Source organism: Pseudoalteromonas ardens (assembly GCF_030125445.1).
Lineage (GTDB): Bacteria > Pseudomonadota > Gammaproteobacteria > Enterobacterales > Alteromonadaceae > Pseudoalteromonas > Pseudoalteromonas ardens.
In genome coordinates, this window is sequence record NZ_JASJUV010000006.1 from 70,015 (window position 1) to 86,820 (window position 16,806).

A 16,806-nucleotide genomic window follows, 5' to 3' on the forward strand; every position below is an offset into this window, starting at 1 on the left:
ATCTAAAATAATTCAAATTCGTCTTAAAAGCGTTTCAACTGTACTACAGTTTGTAGCCCGTCGCCACTATATATACTTCACGAGATCGCGGCCGAGACGCTTTTGGTTTGCGGATCTTAACCACTTTAAAGGCATTACGCACGTCCTGCACAAACTGATCAAAGCCTTCACCCTGAAACACCTTCACAGCAAAAGCCCCGTTCGGTTTGAGTACCTGATGACACATATCAAATGCCAATTCGACCAAATACATACTACCAGCCTGATCTATCACGTTGTTGCCACTCATATTGGGTGCCATGTCTGAACATACCACATCAATATTTTTGCCACCAATTCGCTCCATTAAGGCATTGAGCACAGCCTCCTCGCGAAAGTCACCTTGCAAAAAGGCGACGCCTGGCAGAGAGTCCATTGGTAATATGTCACACGCGATTACTTCGCCCTTCTCACCGACCTGTTCCGCCAAATATTGAGACCAGCTTCCTGGCGCTGCGCCCAGGTCGACAACATGCATGCCTGGTCTAAACAATTTGTCTTTCTGTTGGATTTCTTCCAACTTAAACACAGCACGTGAGCGATAGCCTCGCTTTTGTGCCTCATGAACATAAGGATCTTCAACATGTTCTTTTAACCAGCGTTTGGAGCTCGCTGAGTGCTTTTTATTTGCCATATTAACTGCAACTCATTAGTAATATTCTTTAGATGGCGTTAGAATAGCGGTAATTCAAGCCTTAATTAGTAAATTGTATCAATATGACATTATCAAATAAACAGAAGCAGTACCTAAAAGGGTTAGCACATGACCTTAAACCCGTTGTTTTGCTCGGTGGTAACGGGCTGACAGAGGGAGTTCTGTTAGAGATTGAGCAATGTTTAGACATCCACGAGCTCATCAAGGTCAAAGTACCGACCAATGATCGTGAGACCAAACAGCTTATCTTTGAAGCCATTATCCGTGAAACCGGTGCCCATAAGGTTCAAACTATCGGACATATCGTCGTTTTGTATCGCCAAAGCGAAGATAAAAAAATCCAGCTACCTCGCCAGTAGCATCTAGCTGGCTGCCTGAGCATCAGCTTGCTCCCTGGCAGTTCTGCTAAATTCAATGGCCTGACGAATGAACTCTGTACTCAGGCCGTTGATGACCCCACTTTCAGCGTTCAACAGCAAGCTAAAGCCAATCCCCAATTCTGGTAACACGGCCACATCCGTTCTATATCCTTGTACCCAGCCACTGTGGTAATACATTAACTCACCTGAAAAACTGTAGATACGCCAGCCCAGCCCATAATGTGCTTGCTCAACATAATTACGCCACACTCGCCTGCGTAGCTCACGCTTTGTGTGCGTATAAGGTCGTGACTGAATGGTAAGCGCATCCAGCGACAAAACCGAAGGGTATATACCCAGTTGTGCCTTTAACCATTGTCCCATATCTGCGGCACTGGCATTCACACCGGCCGCTGGCGCCACTTTATAGTAGTGAGGCTTCAGCCTGGCGGTGTGCCAACGTTTAGTCCCCCGCACATGAGGCGCCGCAAAATTATCATCTCTGGTCATGTGCGCATGACCTAAGCCCGCATCTTTCATACCCAAAGGAGCAAAGAAAAAGTGCTCGAGCCAGGATTCGTAACTAAGCTGCGTTGTTTGTGCAATCACATTGCCGATCAGGCTAAACATGACATTCTGATAGCCATAGCAAATGCCCGGCCGACAAATATGTTTAACATCAACCAGGCGTGGATAAATTTTGTCATACGCCATACGTGACTCTATCAGGTTATCATAGGCGTTGGGTACCAGACCGCTGGAGTGGCTTAGCAAGTGATATAACTTAGCCTTTCCGTAGGCACTCTCACTAAAAATAGGAAGATGCTCCGCAACGGTATCTTCGAGATTGAGTACCCCTTGAGCTGCCAACTTAGCGGTCAGGGAACCGGCAAAAGTCTTGGACACCGACGCTAGCCGAAAACGCGTGTTAGCCGTGACGTTACGCCCTTTTTTAACTTTGGTTTTCCCTATGCCTACAATATGATCACCATGCTGCTGATGAACAATGCTCAAAGCAGCACCCGGTATCGATTTTTCTTTTAGTTTTTGTTTGAGTTGCTTAGAATATGCGTTCACAAATTGCTCCCAGCGCAGCTGTTCGGTGTCTGGGTTAGCCTGAACGACCCAAGTCGTCAGTGCGAATGCAATAATAATAAGGTGATGCAGTGACTTCATAATGATCCGATTCATTAACACGCTGCACATAATATCATGAAGTTTGGCACTGCTCACGCGGACAATCCTTGTTGGTCATAGAAATTCTTCAATGTGGCCCGGGGGATAGTGCCAAATAGTTTGTCGTGTTTTAATGCAGCTAAGTGCTGATCTATAAAACTAAGTTTAGAGGTATAAGTCATGCGCTGTTTGCTTTCAATTATTGCCTTGGCCGGACTCACAGGGTGTATTGCAACACCGCCAATGGCCCCCAAACTGGACGTGCCAAAAAAGCCGCTATTAACTAAATCCGTTTACCAGCTGTCATATAGCACCGAACTCGAATCTGCCCGGATCAAATCTGTGCAGCTGCCTGCTCACCCAGTTAAGAGTGGGAATACAGTTTACATAGATACCAGCAAAGTGAGCGTCACAGATACATTACGTAAGCAGATTATCCAACTACTAAAAGACAAAGGCTTGACAGTCGTTGCACAAAAAAGCAGTGACTACCATCTGGTGGTGCAGCAAATGGATCTCTCGTTTGGTAAGGATAAGGTTTATGTACTCAATAAGCCTGAAGATCCTCACCCTTACATTGCGCAACTCGCCCAAACGATCCCAAGTAAACAGTGTAGTAATATCATCGCGTCTTTAAGCATGCGGCTTACTCACAAGTCATCTTCTGATGTCATTTGGTTTGCTAAATCATCGATTAACAGTGCGGGGTATCAGGGTATTCCGCTGCAATATACCTTCACAGAAACCGAGAAGGTCGCAAACGAACACGCAGTGATTTCCTTCATTGTCGAACAAAATCAAGAAGAAGCCCGGCGCGCGAGATACAATCAGGAAGTCAACATCCCACCCTATCAGGTGGAATCACAGATTTCGCCTTTGGTAAAAACGGCTGGCGCATGTAATAAAACAGAAGTAAGTGCACTAACCAGTGACATGATGCATCATTTGAGTCGCGGCCTGATAGAAAAGCTTAATGTATTGCTTTAACTGAGGTTCTTACACAAGAACACACACTTAATTACACTTTTTACGTGATTCATACTTATAATTGCAGGCAAGAACATAATTCAAACAAAATAGAGAACGCCTTGTCCAGCTGCATTCAAGGCAAGCGCAATAAAGGAGAAGTCAAATGGAGCAATACGGCACAATTTTGTTGGTTGAAGATGACGAATCACTCGCACAGTGGGTTGCTGACTACCTGAATAATCAAGGCTATACCACTGAGTGTTGTTATCGCGGCGACCAGGTTGTCGGTATGGTCAAACAACACGAACCGGATTTGGTTTTACTGGACATCATGTTACCGGGTCAGGATGGTATCAGCGTGTGTCGCGAGTTGCGCCAGTTTTACAACAAGCCCATCATCATGCTGACAGCCAAAGATGAAGAGATGGACGAAGTGATTGGACTGGAGGTTGGTGCCAGTGACTATGTGATCAAGCCAGTGCGCCCTCGTGCTTTGTTGGCGCGGATCAAAGCCAATATGCGTGTTGCCCAGGAAAATGACACCAGCACAGATACCAATGCAGTGATGCTCAATGTGGGCAATCTCCGTATAGATACTCAGGCGCGTAAGGTAATCGTCGCGGATCAGGAAGTGAACGTCTCCAGCGCTGAATATCTGTTACTCCATTTTCTGGCCAGTAACGCCGGAGAAGTGGTTTCCCGGGATGCCGTGTTTAAAGCCACCAAAGGACGTGAATATGATGGTCTGGACCGCAGTGTTGATGTGCTTATTTCCGCACTGCGAAAAAAGTTTGGCGATGACCCTCAAAACCCTGAAAAAATTAAAACAATCTGGGGGAAAGGCTATCTGCTGGTGCCTTCAGCCTGGTAAGCCAACTCTAAACTATTTATAGGTCCGCCTTTTCCAGTGCGGACCCCAGTCCTGTCCCTTGCCTACCTTATGTAGTGGGATTTATCTTTGGAGTAAAGGATGAGAAAGCTCTACCTGTATTTGTTAGCGAGCGCTCTGATCTCAATTGTGGTACTGGGCTGGCTGCTTGATACCCTGAGCCAACAAGCTGAACCCGCAGAAGATGCCTTCGCCTGGCAGGCCAAACTGCTGTATGGTGTGACCAATCAAAGTGCCTCCATCCCAGAGACACTGCGAGCCGCCTATATGGAGCAAGTGAGTAAAGACTTTGACCTCCCCATCACCTATAGCTCCGGAGACTCCCTAGCGTTACCAGTCGAACTAAAAAACCAGATGATGCAGCCCGAAGGGCTGCTGTTAGAAGATGACATCGGCTACTACTTGCTTAAGTCTGCGCCCTCACTGGCTCCCGACTACCTGGAACTGAGGCTCGAAAAGCCACCAGAACAATATGACTCAGATGTCTTTTTAACCCTGGCTTTTTATGCCGGAATTTGCACTTTTATGTGGGTCATCCTCGCGCCTTTAGCCAGACGACTTGCAGTGCTGGTCAGTGCAGCAAAACAGTTTGCAAGCGGTGACTTAAGCGCCCGCATTGAGGTGAATCACTTCACCTATATCAAAGATCTTGAGCTGACCTTTAACCGCATGGCTAATCAGATAGAAAAGCTGCTTGCCGAAAACAAGCTGATGGCGTCCAGTTTATCTCACGACATTCGTACCCCGGTTGCCTGTTTGCGATTCGGTTTTGATGCTGCCTTTGAAGAAGACGATATTGAGCAGGTGCACGCCCTGATGCACCGGATGGAAAAAGATCTTGATCAGATGGAAGATATGCTGGCCAGCTATTTGTCTTTTGCCACCCTAGAACAAAAGTCGCACCTACTCAAATTTACCCCCACTCAACTGGACACCTATATTGGTAATGTGGTTGAGCAAATGGCCCCCAAACTCGCTAAAAAGCAAATCAATGCCAGCGTTTCAGTCCCGGCAAGCTTACAATTGGCTGCCGATCCCCACTGGTTGGCCAGAGCCATCTCCAACTTATTGAGCAATGCCTGTGATTTCGCCAACAAGCAAATCATTGTCAGTGCTCAGCAGCTGGATCATCAAATTGAAATCCGGGTCGAAGATGATGGCCCGGGCATCGAAGAAGAAAACTGGGCCAAGGTATTTAACCCCTTTTTCCAGGAACAAGGACATCGTAACCGGGCGGGAAAAAGCTACGGCTTAGGACTGGCTATTGTTGCAAAAGTAGTCGACTGGCATCATGGACAGGCCAGTGTTAGCAGATCTGAGCTGCTCGGTGGCGCAAAGTTCACATTGACATTTTCCTGTAAAGCCCCGAGAAATAGTGTCAAGACTGACTGACAAGCGTTAGATTTGTGCTATAAATCAGCTAGATACTAACTACGGATAGATACACTACTGGATTTTTCGGATTACGCTCAGGATTTAAGCAAAAACTTGTGTTAGATCAATGCAATTTAGGCCTTTTTATTTCCTTTTAATTACAGTAGATTGTTGCCGCCGTCTTTAAAAAAGAGAAGTATAAGAATATGAGCAGTGTGCGCGGAGAGTTCAGCTCTCGCTTCGGATTCATTATGGCTGCAGCGGGATCTGCTGTAGGCCTGGGGAACATTTGGGGTTTCCCCACTCAAACCGCCAGTAATGGTGGTGCCGCTTTTGTATTAATGTATTTGATCCTGGCGTTTTGTCTGGCTTATCCCGCACTGATGGCTGAGCTGGTTATCGGTCGCCACGGTCAGGCTAATGCTGTGTCTTCACTGCAAAAGCTGGGTAATAACCCGGTGCAAAAGAAGTTTGCGTTTTTCGTTGGTTTTGGCGGCATTATTTGTGCCGGACTGATTTTGAGTTTCTACGCCATTGTGGCAGGTTGGATGTTAAGTGCCACCTTTGAGCCCGTAGCTAACACAGTCGGGGCAACAGGCGCGGCACACTGGCTTTCAGAGCAATCTCTGCTGAGGGACCTCAGTTTCACGCTTGCCTTTGTCGCCCTGACTATCTCCATTATCAGTAAAGGCGTCGAAAATGGCATTGAAAAGTGGTCCAAGCGGCTGATGCCTGCGTTGCTGCTCATTCTGTTCTCATTAATTGCCTATGTACTGACTCAGGATGGTGCTACGACTGGCTTGAAAGCCTATCTGGTTCCTGATTTCTCCTCTTTGCTGGATCCAGCTCTACTGGTAAGCGCACTCGGTCAGGCTTTCTTCTCTTTGTCACTGGGTACCAGTGTGATGATCATTTATGGCTCTTACATCAGCAAGCAAGAAAACCTCGTGTCACTGGGTGCATATGTCACTTTAATCGATGTGTTCATTGCCTTTGTTGCCGGTCTACTGATCATTCCAGCGATGTACGTAGCACAAGCTCAGGGCGTCGAGATCTTCTCACCAACCGGGCAGTTGTTATCAGAAGACACTTTGGTTTTCCAGGTTTTGCCGGCCTTATTTGAAGGCATGGGTAGCGTGGGCGTGTTCGTCGGTTTTGCCTTCTTTGCACTGATGAGCATCGCTGCACTAACCAGCTCCATTTCCATGCTCGAAGCACCGGTATCCTACGCGGTTGAAAAATTCGCTCTGGCCAGAACTCAGGCGACCTGGATCATTGGAGGGATCATCGCGACAGTGAGCGTGACGATTATTCTCAACTTCTCGACCCTGTTTGGCCTGGTTGTGAAACTCACCACGCAGTTTGGTCAGCCCTTACTTGGCATGCTGTGCTGCATCTTTGTAGGCTGGATCTGGCACCGTCAGAAGCTACTCAAGGAAATCCAGACTGGCCACCCAGAAGTTGCTTCATCACTGTTTTGGCGCATTTGGCCCTGGTACATCAAGTTTGTGTGCCCGCTGGCTATCGCTCTGGTGTTTATCAATTCCCTGTAACAAAAGACAAACCCAAATTGATCTTCAGAGAGGCAACACCGCCTCTCTTTTCATTCCATAATCCCCCTTCTGAGCAACCGCTTTCAGGTAATTTAGTCTTTATGGATATCCAGACATTAAAAAAGCACGCTCCAGAGCGTGCTTTTTATACGTGTATTACTGAGTGCTTTTTAAGGACACCAGAACACGCTGAGCTTCAGCTCTGGGTGATTTAACACCGCACGCAGCGGAATATCGAGTTCAGAGCCAGGCTGCTTGGCTTCTTCGTAAACAGCGCGCTTTGCATCTCCACTGATCAGCAAGACAGCATGCTTAGTATTGGCAATGCCAGACAAGGTCAGGCTCATACGCTCTGTAATGCTGCCCGTCACTTCACTTTGCTTAGCATTGATGGCACACACCAGCTCAGAGGTTTGCAATGCCTGCTCCAGTCCCTCTGCATGCGGGAACAAAGATGCAGTGTGCCCGTCTGGACCCATGCCCAGAATGGTGATGTCAAATGGTGCTTTTAGTTCAGCATAGGCGCGCTCACACTGTGCCTGGCCTGCAATAGCTGTTGCCTCAGCATTTTTCATCGTCACAAATGCAGCTTGACTTGCTTCGTTTTGCAATAAGGTCGAATTAATGAACGCTTCATTAGACTTTTCATGGTCTGCGTCAACCCAACGCTCATCAACCATTGCCACAGTCACTTTATCCCAGGACAGAGATAAATTAGACAGGTGCTTATAGGCAGGTGCGGGTGAGGAGCCACCAGATACCAACATAGAGGCACGACCATCCACTTCAATCGCCTGGCTTACTGTGCTGCTCAACAACTCAGCCAGCTTTGCAGTCATCGCTTCTTTGCTATCAAAAAACGCTTCGGTCAGTTGTGCCATTATGCTTTTTCTCCTACGTTAAACCAGGCGTGATTATTTTCTTCCAGCAGCTCATCAGCAGCTTCCGGGCCCCATGACCCCGCGCGGTAAAGTGAAGGTGTGCCTTTTTCCTGCCAGCGTGCAACAATCGGGTCAATCCACTTCCAGGCTTGTCTTACTTCATCACGATGGATGAACAATGCCGGGTTATTCGCCGCTGCATCCAGCATCAGGCGCTTGTACGCATCTGAGTGGAAACCTTTGCTGTACTGTTGACTCAGCTCAATGTTCAGCGTCACTGGTTGCAACTGCATTTCCAGGTTATCAAGGCGTTTAGACATCAGCGTCAGCTGAATGCTTTCTTCTGGCTGTAATCGGATTTCAAGGCGGTTTGGCTGGATTGGACCAACGCTCGGGTCGTATACGTTATGAGAAACAGGCTTATATTCAACCACGATTTCTGCACAGCGCTTTTTCATTCGTTTACCCGTTCTCAGGTAAAATGGTACACCAGCCCAACGCCAGTTATCAATGTGCGCTTTGATGGCTACAAACGTTTCTGTCTTACTTGACCCTTCACCGAGCTCTTCCAGGTAACCGGGTACCAGTTTACCGTTCAGATCGCCCGGCACGTATTGGCCACGAACAACATTGTCATCCACGTCCTCACCAACCAAGGGGCGCAACGCTTCAAGCACTTTCAGCTTTTCAGCACGAATACTATTGGCATTGAGTTTTGACGGAGATTCCATCGCCACCAAACATAGTAACTGCAACAAGTGATTCTGAACCATATCGCGTAGTGCACCGGCCTTATCGTAAAAGCCAGCACGACTCTCAAGGCCCACCGTCTCAGAAATACTAATTTGGATGTTGTCGATTGATTTAGCATCCCACAGATTTTCAAACAAAGCGTTCGCAAAACGCAGTGCCATCAGGTTCTGTACAGTTTCTTTGCCTAAGTAGTGGTCAATGCGGAAAATTTGATTTTCTTCGAAGAATTGTGCAATTTTCCCGTTAATTTCCTCAGCTGACTTACCACAATAGCCGATCGGTTTTTCAACTACCACACGGGAATTTTCCGTGATCAGGTTCTTTTGCGATAGTAACTCACAACAAGTACCGTACACAGCAGGCGGTAAAGATAAGTAAAAGACGCGTGATTTTTCTTCGCCATCAGCATCCAGAATGTCTTTCAGTACGTCCCAGTTATCATCAGCCTCAGTCACATTCACCACGACAGGTACCAAAAACTGGGCAAAAGCCTGCCAGTCTTTTGCGTTAAACTCACCTTCGCTAAGGTGCGACTTAAGTGCCTGCTCTGCCGTGGCGATGTATTGTTCTTTTTGTTCTTGTGCCCGGACGGTAGGGAGTACGCGTGAGCCTTCAGGTAAATTACCTTCTTGATACGCACGATACATTGCAGGTAACAACTTTCGTAACGCTAAGTCGCCGCCCCCACCAAAAATTACGATATCAAAAGGATTAAGCATAATTATGTCTCACAAGGTTAGGCGCGTCGCACCTGAGTGCATCACACGCTCGTTAGTTAAAACCGTTTTCCAATCTGCATTCAGACTAGCAAACTCTACTTTCTTGCTGGAATTGAATTCGTTTGCACCACACAATGATACCATGGTGCCGTGCCGCAGTGCGGTAAGGGATGGTGATGGCTAGCCCGTCTGTTCTGTGTATGTACTTAGTCGTGACGACTACACCATACATCCCCGGTAAGAGTCTGTTCCGCCACTGCTTGTTGGCTCTGTTATAGCCAGTTTACTCACCTGTCACTTACAGGTTATGACAAGGCAAATAAATTTGAAAAAATGAGCCTTAGGGGCACTGTAATTCCTCTCACAAAAATACAGGCCCTAAGCACTCCAGCGCTACCCGTTCAAAGGTATTCTTTTCATCGGTGCCAAATTGCAATCTGGCACCCGACAAGCACTTTGCTTATCGGCAATTATCTGTTTTGTTTGTAATACGCGATTAACCCGGCTGTAGAGCTATCGTGTGCATGTTCAACGTTATCCTGCGTAAGTTCTGATTCAATGGCGCTTGCCAGCCCTTTGCCCAGCTCAACACCCCACTGATCAAATGAACAAACCTCAAGGATAATACCCTGACAAAAGATTTTATGCTCATACAAGGCGATAAGACGGCCAACCGCTTTGGCATCAACTTCGTCCAAAATCATTGACGTAGTTGGTCTGTTCCCTTCATGAATTTTATGTGGCAGCAAACGCTCAATTTCTGCTTCTGACTTGCCTTTCGCAGCTAAATCACTGCGCACCTGTTGCTCATTTACCCCGGCCATCAGGGCTTCTGTTTGGGCGAAAAAGTTAGACAACAAAATGTCGTGATGTTTGGCCACATCGCGCTGCGGTTTAACAGACGCAATAAAATCGGCAGGAACAATGACATTCCCCTGGTGCAAACACTGATAAAATGCGTGCTGGCCGTTAATGCCCGTCATGCCCCAGATAAGCGGTACAGTGGTATACGGAACCGTTTGACCCGCAAAAGTAACATGCTTACCGTTACTTTCCATTTCACCTTGTTGCAGGTAAGCCGGAAGCATATGCAGTGCCTGATCGTAAGGCAAAATGGCTTGCGACTGATAACCCAGGAAACTGGTGTTCCAAACGCTCAGCAGCGCCATAATTAATGGAATATTCTGCTCAAATGAAGCATGTTTAAAGTGCTCATCAATCTCGTAAGCACCTTCTAAAATGGCTTCGAACTTGTCATAACCCAAATACAGGGCAATAGGTAAGCCAATTGCGCTCCACAAAGAGAAGCGTCCGCCGACCCAGTCCCACATGGTAAATACATTTTCGTCTGCGATACCAAAGGCACGCGTTTTCTCTAGATTAGTACTTACAGCGACAAAGTGTTTAGCGATTTCGGCTTCGTTTTGAGCAGACTCCAGGAACCAGGCAACAGACGAGCGGGCGTTTGTCATGGTTTCTGAGGTAGTAAACGTTTTTGACGAAATCACAAACAAGGTAGTTTCTGGAGATACCTTGTCTAATACATGCGCTAATTGAACACCATCAACATTAGAAACATAATGTACATTGAGGGTGTCATCTGCATAGGAGCTCAGTGCCTCAGTCACCATCTGTGGACCCAGGTTAGACCCCCCTACACCAATGGCGACAACATCTTTAACTGCTTTGCCCGTATAGCCCAGCCAGTCGCCACTGCGCACTTTATGACTGAATACTTTAAGCTTTTCAAGCTCTGCATTGACCTGGTCCATGACGTTTTCGCCATCAACATAAATCGGCGTATTACCACGGTTGCGCAAAGCAACATGCAACACCGCTCGGTCTTCGGTGATATTTATCTTTTCACCAGCAAACAACTTGTCGCGCCACTGAGCCAAATCACATTGTTCAGCCAGATTAATCAACTGTCCGAATGTATCTTTGTCGATGAGTTGCTTAGAAAAATCAAACAACAAGCCCGGGATCTGACGAGAAAACAGGTCAAATCTCGTTGCATCTTGCTCAAACAAAGATTTTAAATGTTGTGTCTTCAGTTGTTCTGATGCTGTTGTTAAAGCCTGCCAACTCGATAGTTGTGTACGGCAACTCATATTAATTCCCCTAGTGACGATGCGTTTTCAAAACAATAAAAATTGTATTTATCACAAGTGTTAAACGGTGTATTGCGTTAAACATAAGTTAAAATGACAACGCTGTCAAATAGCTAATTCTCAATTTTACATTGCGCATAATACCCCAATTTTGACTTTTTGACACCGGTATCATTAATTTATTTGGTAGAATTTTTGCTGCTAATTTAAGAGCAAATTGGATAGACTAGAAACAACAAATGATCATTTTATGAAATCAAGGCACGGACTATACCGAGTGAAAACCTGAGTGCTAGTCATCAGGAATGCGCAATGATCGCGCTATAAAGTGCATGGTTAAGCACTTGTACACAATATAGTACCACCTTCTCTCACAGAAGAAAAACAAGATGAAAGTAACCATCAACGATGTAGCAAAACATGCAGGCGTGTCGATGAAAACCGTATCGCGCGTGATTAACAAGGAACCATCGGTACGCAAAAAAACCTATGATCAGGTAATGCTAGCCGTAAAAGAGCTCAATTATCAACCCAATACTGCCGCACGTAACCTGGCAGGCACGTCATCGTTTGCTATAGGATTGGTTTATGACAACCCAAATGCCTACTACATCATAGATATGCAAAACGGGGTACTTTCGCGCTGTAAAGAAGAAGGCTATGAGTTGGTGATCCACCCATGCAATGCACAGCAAAAAGATATGCAAGCTGAAATCGCAACTATGATTAAGCGCTCTCGACTTGCCGGCCTCGTTCTGACTCCCCCGCTATCTGAGCAACAGCCCATCATTGATATGCTGGATGAGCTCGGCGTCAGCTATGTACGACTCTTATCGGGTCACAATGAAGACGAAGAAGAAAAATCGAAAAACTGTATCTATGTAGACGATTTTGCGGCCGCTTACGAAATTACAGAGCACCTGCTTTCGCTGGGACATAAACACATTGCGTTTGTCTGCGGTGATGAAGAACACAAATCGACCACAGAACGCCTGGCAGGCTATAAACAAGCGCTGTCAGATCATCAGATTGCCTTTAATGAAGACTTCATACACAAGGGCACTTATTCGTTCGAATCTGGTGTTAAGGGTGCTAAAGCACTACTTGAAGATGGTAACCCGAAAAAGATCACCGCGATCTTAGGCGGTAACGATGAAGTAGCAGCTGGTGCGTTATTTGCGGCTCGTCTTATGAACATTGAGATCCCGGCGCAGCTTTCTATTTCCGGGTTCGAGGACTCCCCGTTCTCGCGTCAGACCTGGCCAAAACTTACCACGGCACATCAGGCCAATGATGTGATTTCCGAGCATGCTGCAAGGCTGCTTTTCTCTAAAACCCGTGGCAGTCGAAATCAGGACAAAGACATCACCACCACTTTTACGCCTAATATGGTAGTACGAGAAAGTACAGGCCCGGCGCCACAATAAAGACTTAGCCCCGGCATGACCGGGGCTTCAGCGTGTTAATTTAACGCCAGTCCACCTGCCAGGTTCGCGACCCGATCAAACCCAAGCATAGCCAGCGTGTTACCAGCCTGCATCGAACGATTACCGGTACGACACACCAACAGGTAATGCTGCGATGAATCAAGCGCTCCATTTCGCAATACGTCCGTCATTCTGCTTAGTGGAATATTCAGCACCCGGCCAACCGCCAGGTTACCGAACAACTCAGTGATCCCTCGGCGTGAGACATCGGACTCATACGGTTCCCGGCAATCAATGATCATGCCCTCATGACATTGCAACCACTCTTCTGCGGCAGATCTGTTCAGTGCTTTCACCGCAGGCACAGCCGAGTCCATCAGCGCCCCCAGGAAACGCTCTCTGAATGTGCTGGAGTCACTGTCTATGCTGACTTTTTGCTCAACAAACTCATCGGTTGAACAGGCACCATTAAGCAGGCGGCCCAGTAACGGGCTAACCTGTACTTGTGCATGCCAGTTAATCGCAAAGCATTGTTGATAGTCCAGCGCACTACAGATCAAACTATTGTCATCCAGTATTTCATTGAGCCGTAACAGCGTTTCAGCCATCGAAGCGGCACATGCGGTCTCCCCCTGGCTATCACCAAGCCCCTGAGGCAGTATCAGCTTTCCGGCAAAACAGACAGATACATCGTCGCCCTGCATCAATAAATAGCAACGATTTTCCGATTCTCTTTCAGCACCCGGCAGTTGTATCAGGGAGTCTTGCAATAAACCGAGCGTGCCTTCCACTGGCCAGCCAAAGTCATCCAAAACCTTGTCTTCAATCAGGTTATGAGACAACAAATTCACAGCATCGCTTGCTTGCTCACTCAGATGCGTTTTCAACAATGCCCTGCAAGCCAGGCCCTGCTTATCCAGCAAACGTTGTAAACGAGGAACTAACTCAGGTACGGGGTCCACAATAACAGCCTGTTTATCAGGTGTGACATATAGCCAGCAACAGGCGCCCTGATGGCGTAACTGAGTTAAACCCACTGCGCAGGCTTCCTGCTCAGGTGCGGTGCTATCTGAGACCACCAGGCAGTTGTTCTCCAGTATCGGCTGAAGACTTTTTAATGCCTCACAGGCCTGGCGGATCTGGGCTTCACTATCGGCCGGGCCAAACGACAGCCGAATGGCATTTTCACTTTGCCAGTCCGGGACATTCATTGCATCCAATACAAAGCTGCGACTTGAGCCTGAACTACAGGCAGATCCACCGCTAACACGGATCCCCGCAGCATCCAGCAGATCAATAACCTCTTTATTAGTCAGGTGATCCACCGAGAAGTTAAGCGTTGTTGGTACAGACAGCGCAAAGTCATGATGAAAAGTGACCTGCTTAAAAGTCGTTTCAATAGCTTCAGCTAACATACTACGGTGTTTTTCAAGCTGCTCTACGGGATTAAAAGGCGAGTTTTCTTTATCCAGTAGCATGTCAAAGAGCGTGCTGAGCGCCGCAATACCTGGAATATTTTCCGTACCTGAACGCATCCCCGATTCCTGACCACCGCCCGCAATAAAGGGCGTGTATGGGCTGCCACTGCGAATATACAAAAAGCCAATGCCTTTTGGTGCATAGAGCTTGTGGCCAGAAAACGGCGCATAATCTATCGTGGTCTGTGACAATTGCAACGGCAACTTGCCCAAAGCCTGAACACAGTCGACCATCCAGGCTGTTTTTGCGTTGCCTTCACGGATCACTTGCTCAAGCCTGAATAAATCTTGCTTAATACCCGTTTCATTGTTTGCCGCCATAGTGCAGACCATCACTGCCTGTTCGACATGCTCTGCAATAAAGTCCAGATCCAGTATCCCTTTCGAGTCTACGGGTATTTCCAGGATCTGTGCATCCAGTCCCAATAACCGATTCCAGTGCTTTAAGGTATTCGGCACTGCCTTATGTTCCGTTGCGCCATACATCAGAACTGGCTTTTCGTAAGCCTTATCGGCGCGTTGTACATAATCACTCAGGGCTGAGACGATGGCCGTTTGGATCCCTTCTGTTGCACCAGAGGTAAAAAGCAGCTCTCCGCTAGTCGCGCCAATCACCTCTCGACCTTTATTTCGGGCCTCTTCCATCAAGTGCTTGGCCTGCACGCCCATTATATGGGCACTCGAAGGGTTACCAAAACACACTTGCATGGTATGCACCACGACTTTGGCAATCTCGGGTAATACCGGCGTAGTTGCATTGGCATCGAGATAGATTAATTGGTCTTGTTCAGACTGGATCACACGGCGCTCCTTTATAACAATATAGAATATCTTATTCCATTCTACACAAAAGGCCGAGCAAGCATAATAATCATTTGCTGTATAAATGAAGATCGTTATTCCAAAATGGTACAAGATAACATTTGGGGAGACATTAAAGGACGAGGTGACGCAGGCGCGCCACCTGTTATAGGTTATTTAGCCTCAGATGCGAGGTATTCTTGTTGCTGTGTTGACCAGGCATTGAGCAGGGCTTTAACTAAAGAGGCCAGCGGAATAGCAAAAAAGACCCCCCAGAATCCCCATAAACCACCGAAAAAGAGAACTGCGACGATAATGTACACCGGGTTCAGGTCTACCGCTTCAGAAAACAGCAACGGCACCAACACGTTGCCATCCAAAGCCTGGATCACGCCATAGACCACCAACACAGTCCAGAACTCTGGCGCAACGCCAAACTGAAATAGCGCCACGGCCGCCACAGGCAAAGTCACCACTGCGGCACCAATGAAGGGGATCAACACCGAGAACCCCACCAAGGTGCCAAGCAAGGCGGCATAACGCAGATCTAACACAGTGAAGGCAACAAAGCTGGATAACCCGACAATCACGATTTCAATGACTTTACCGCGGATGTAGTTCATGATCTGGTGATCCATTTCTTCCCACACCTGATTGATCAGTCGTCTTTCTTTTGGCACCAACTGCAACAACCCCGCGGTGAGCTGGGTTTTATCTTTCAACATGAAAAACACCAACAAAGGCACCAGGACTAAATAGATAAGCCAGGCCACCACATCTTTTATAGATGTCAGAGAGGCAGAGACCACTTGTTGGCCAAAATCAAACAACTTGGTTTCCACTGCTCCCACCAGGTTTTGAACCTGCTCTGTCGATATCAGATTCGGGTAATTGTCAGGCAAATGAAGTAGATAATATTTGCCTTCTTCAATCATAGTCGGGGCTTCTTGCACCAGGTTACTGGTTTGCGCCCACAGCACCGGCAAAATGCCAAACATCAGTGCCAGCATGATGCTCACAAAGACCAGCATCACAATATTAGTCGCCATCTGCCGGCTGGGCACCACCCGTTGCAGGTGCGTTACCGGCCAGTCCAGTAAATAGGCAATAACTATGGCCACTAACACGGGAATGATGAAGGTCCCAAAAAAGTATAACAGTGCAGCCATCGCCAACAGCATCAGCAGTAAGGTCACAGAATTGGGATCTGAGAACTTGGCCCGATACCAAGATTTAATGAGTTCAATCATCTATACACTCCACTTGTATAAAAAATGGTTCTGACTGCTGATTATGTTGAAATACCATATCTTGATTGTCTAAATAGCGCATTACATCTCGCAAGTCTTGTTCTTTTGTGTAAAAAAAGCGCACGGCTTTTGCCTTGATTTTCGCCTGTTTAAGCTGCCACTTAAACTGGACAAAAAGCTGCGGACACTGAAACGGTCGTAAATCACATTCAATCACTCTGTTTTGAGCCTTATTTAATTCTACTTTCAACCTGTTACAACTCTTCGCCTGTGCCGGAACACAGTTCTGGTTTGCTCTGTGTGTAAACCGTATAGCCTGAACCCGGCCAATGCGTTATCCTTATAAAAGAGATAGTGATTTTTCGGATTTTC

Annotated in this window: 14 protein-coding genes; 6 read left to right on the forward strand and 8 right to left on the reverse strand. The window is 47.1% G+C overall.

What is annotated here, in order from left to right:
* Window positions 1-43 precede the first annotated feature (43 nt).
* A complete protein-coding gene (gene rlmE, locus QNM19_RS17540) occupies window positions 44-673 on the reverse strand; it encodes a 23S rRNA (uridine(2552)-2'-O)-methyltransferase RlmE (RefSeq protein WP_010385909.1) in 630 nt (209 codons plus the stop codon).
* A gap of 83 nt (window positions 674-756) precedes the next feature.
* Between rlmE and yhbY the strand changes: the two genes are divergently transcribed.
* A complete protein-coding gene (gene yhbY / locus QNM19_RS17545) occupies window positions 757-1,053 on the forward strand; it encodes a ribosome assembly RNA-binding protein YhbY (RefSeq protein ID WP_010385908.1) in 297 nt (98 codons plus the stop codon).
* 3 nt (window positions 1,054-1,056) lie between these two features.
* Here yhbY and QNM19_RS17550 read toward each other — a convergent pair whose 3' ends face one another.
* Complete coding sequence (locus QNM19_RS17550; RefSeq protein WP_049865703.1) at window positions 1,057-2,229, reverse strand: serine hydrolase domain-containing protein; 1,173 nt, start codon at window positions 2,227-2,229, stop codon at window positions 1,057-1,059.
* 180 nt (window positions 2,230-2,409) lie between these two features.
* Here QNM19_RS17550 and QNM19_RS17555 point away from each other — a divergent pair, with 180 nt between their 5' ends.
* The 4 genes from QNM19_RS17555 (at window position 2,410) to QNM19_RS17570 (ending at window position 7,014) form a co-directional block, all read left to right on the forward strand.
* Window positions 2,410-3,216: a hypothetical protein gene (locus QNM19_RS17555; RefSeq protein ID WP_049865700.1), complete on the forward strand. Its 807-nt coding sequence runs from the start codon at window positions 2,410-2,412 to the stop codon at window positions 3,214-3,216.
* Between the two features lie 145 nt (window positions 3,217-3,361).
* Window positions 3,362-4,069 (forward strand): response regulator, encoded by a 708-nt coding sequence (locus QNM19_RS17560; RefSeq protein WP_049865699.1) that lies wholly within the window; start codon window positions 3,362-3,364, stop codon window positions 4,067-4,069.
* Window positions 4,070-4,168: 99 nt separating this feature from the next.
* A complete protein-coding gene (locus QNM19_RS17565; protein ID WP_049865698.1) occupies window positions 4,169-5,479 on the forward strand; it encodes a sensor histidine kinase in 1,311 nt (436 codons plus the stop codon).
* 188 nt (window positions 5,480-5,667) lie between these two features.
* Window positions 5,668-7,014, forward strand: coding sequence for a sodium-dependent transporter (locus QNM19_RS17570; protein ID WP_049865697.1), 1,347 nt, complete (start codon window positions 5,668-5,670; stop codon window positions 7,012-7,014).
* A 170-nt stretch (window positions 7,015-7,184) separates the two neighbouring features.
* Here the strand turns inward: QNM19_RS17570 and pgl are convergent, their stop codons facing one another.
* The 3 genes from pgl to pgi form a co-directional block, all read right to left on the reverse strand.
* On the reverse strand, window positions 7,185-7,895 hold the full coding sequence (gene pgl / locus QNM19_RS17575) for a 6-phosphogluconolactonase (RefSeq protein WP_049865696.1): 711 nt from the start codon (window positions 7,893-7,895) through the stop codon (window positions 7,185-7,187).
* Window positions 7,895-9,367 (reverse strand): glucose-6-phosphate dehydrogenase, encoded by a 1,473-nt coding sequence (gene zwf, locus QNM19_RS17580; RefSeq protein WP_049865695.1) that lies wholly within the window; start codon window positions 9,365-9,367, stop codon window positions 7,895-7,897. The genes pgl and zwf overlap by 1 nt, the downstream gene beginning before the upstream one ends.
* Before the next feature lie 470 nt (window positions 9,368-9,837).
* The gene (pgi, locus tag QNM19_RS17585) at window positions 9,838-11,478 is read right to left on the reverse strand and encodes a glucose-6-phosphate isomerase (protein WP_284027015.1); all 1,641 of its coding nucleotides are present in this window, start codon (window positions 11,476-11,478) and stop codon (window positions 9,838-9,840) included.
* A gap of 389 nt (window positions 11,479-11,867) precedes the next feature.
* On the opposite strand from pgi, the gene QNM19_RS17590 reads away from it, so the two are divergent.
* Window positions 11,868-12,905 carry a LacI family DNA-binding transcriptional regulator gene (locus QNM19_RS17590; RefSeq protein ID WP_049866113.1) on the forward strand — a complete coding sequence of 346 codons (1,038 nt, stop codon included), beginning with the start codon at window positions 11,868-11,870 and terminating at the stop codon, window positions 12,903-12,905.
* Between the two features lie 35 nt (window positions 12,906-12,940).
* Here the strand turns inward: QNM19_RS17590 and QNM19_RS17595 are convergent, their stop codons facing one another.
* From QNM19_RS17595 to QNM19_RS17605, 3 genes are all read right to left on the reverse strand, one after another.
* Window positions 12,941-15,184: an aminotransferase class V-fold PLP-dependent enzyme gene (locus QNM19_RS17595; RefSeq protein ID WP_049866112.1), complete on the reverse strand. Its 2,244-nt coding sequence runs from the start codon at window positions 15,182-15,184 to the stop codon at window positions 12,941-12,943.
* A gap of 173 nt (window positions 15,185-15,357) precedes the next feature.
* Window positions 15,358-16,434, reverse strand: coding sequence for an AI-2E family transporter (locus QNM19_RS17600; RefSeq protein WP_284027016.1), 1,077 nt, complete (start codon window positions 16,432-16,434; stop codon window positions 15,358-15,360).
* Window positions 16,427-16,684, reverse strand: a complete 258-nt coding sequence (locus QNM19_RS17605) for a hypothetical protein (protein WP_284027017.1) — start codon at window positions 16,682-16,684, stop codon at window positions 16,427-16,429. Before QNM19_RS17605 ends, QNM19_RS17600 begins: the two co-directional genes overlap by 8 nt.
* Window positions 16,685-16,806: the final 122 nt, after the last annotated feature.

Bases quoted from the DNA above. Each gene is read 5' to 3' on its own strand.
- QNM19_RS17600 (WP_284027016.1), bottom strand. From the start codon at position 16,434: ATGATTGAACTCATTAAATCTTGGTATCGGGCCAAGTTCTCAGATCCC.
- QNM19_RS17560 (WP_049865699.1), top strand. From the start codon at position 3,362: ATGGAGCAATACGGCACAATTTTGTTGGTTGAAGATGACGAATCACTC.
- yhbY (WP_010385908.1), top strand. From the start codon at position 757: ATGACATTATCAAATAAACAGAAGCAGTACCTAAAAGGGTTAGCACAT.
- pgi (WP_284027015.1), bottom strand. From the start codon at position 11,478: ATGAGTTGCCGTACACAACTATCGAGTTGGCAGGCTTTAACAACAGCA.
- QNM19_RS17555 (WP_049865700.1), top strand. From the start codon at position 2,410: ATGCGCTGTTTGCTTTCAATTATTGCCTTGGCCGGACTCACAGGGTGT.
- QNM19_RS17550 (WP_049865703.1), bottom strand. From the start codon at position 2,229: ATGAAGTCACTGCATCACCTTATTATTATTGCATTCGCACTGACGACT.
- pgl (WP_049865696.1), bottom strand. From the start codon at position 7,895: ATGGCACAACTGACCGAAGCGTTTTTTGATAGCAAAGAAGCGATGACT.
- rlmE (WP_010385909.1), bottom strand. From the start codon at position 673: ATGGCAAATAAAAAGCACTCAGCGAGCTCCAAACGCTGGTTAAAAGAA.
- zwf (WP_049865695.1), bottom strand. From the start codon at position 9,367: ATGCTTAATCCTTTTGATATCGTAATTTTTGGTGGGGGCGGCGACTTA.
- QNM19_RS17565 (WP_049865698.1), top strand. From the start codon at position 4,169: ATGAGAAAGCTCTACCTGTATTTGTTAGCGAGCGCTCTGATCTCAATT.
- QNM19_RS17590 (WP_049866113.1), top strand. From the start codon at position 11,868: ATGAAAGTAACCATCAACGATGTAGCAAAACATGCAGGCGTGTCGATG.
- QNM19_RS17570 (WP_049865697.1), top strand. From the start codon at position 5,668: ATGAGCAGTGTGCGCGGAGAGTTCAGCTCTCGCTTCGGATTCATTATG.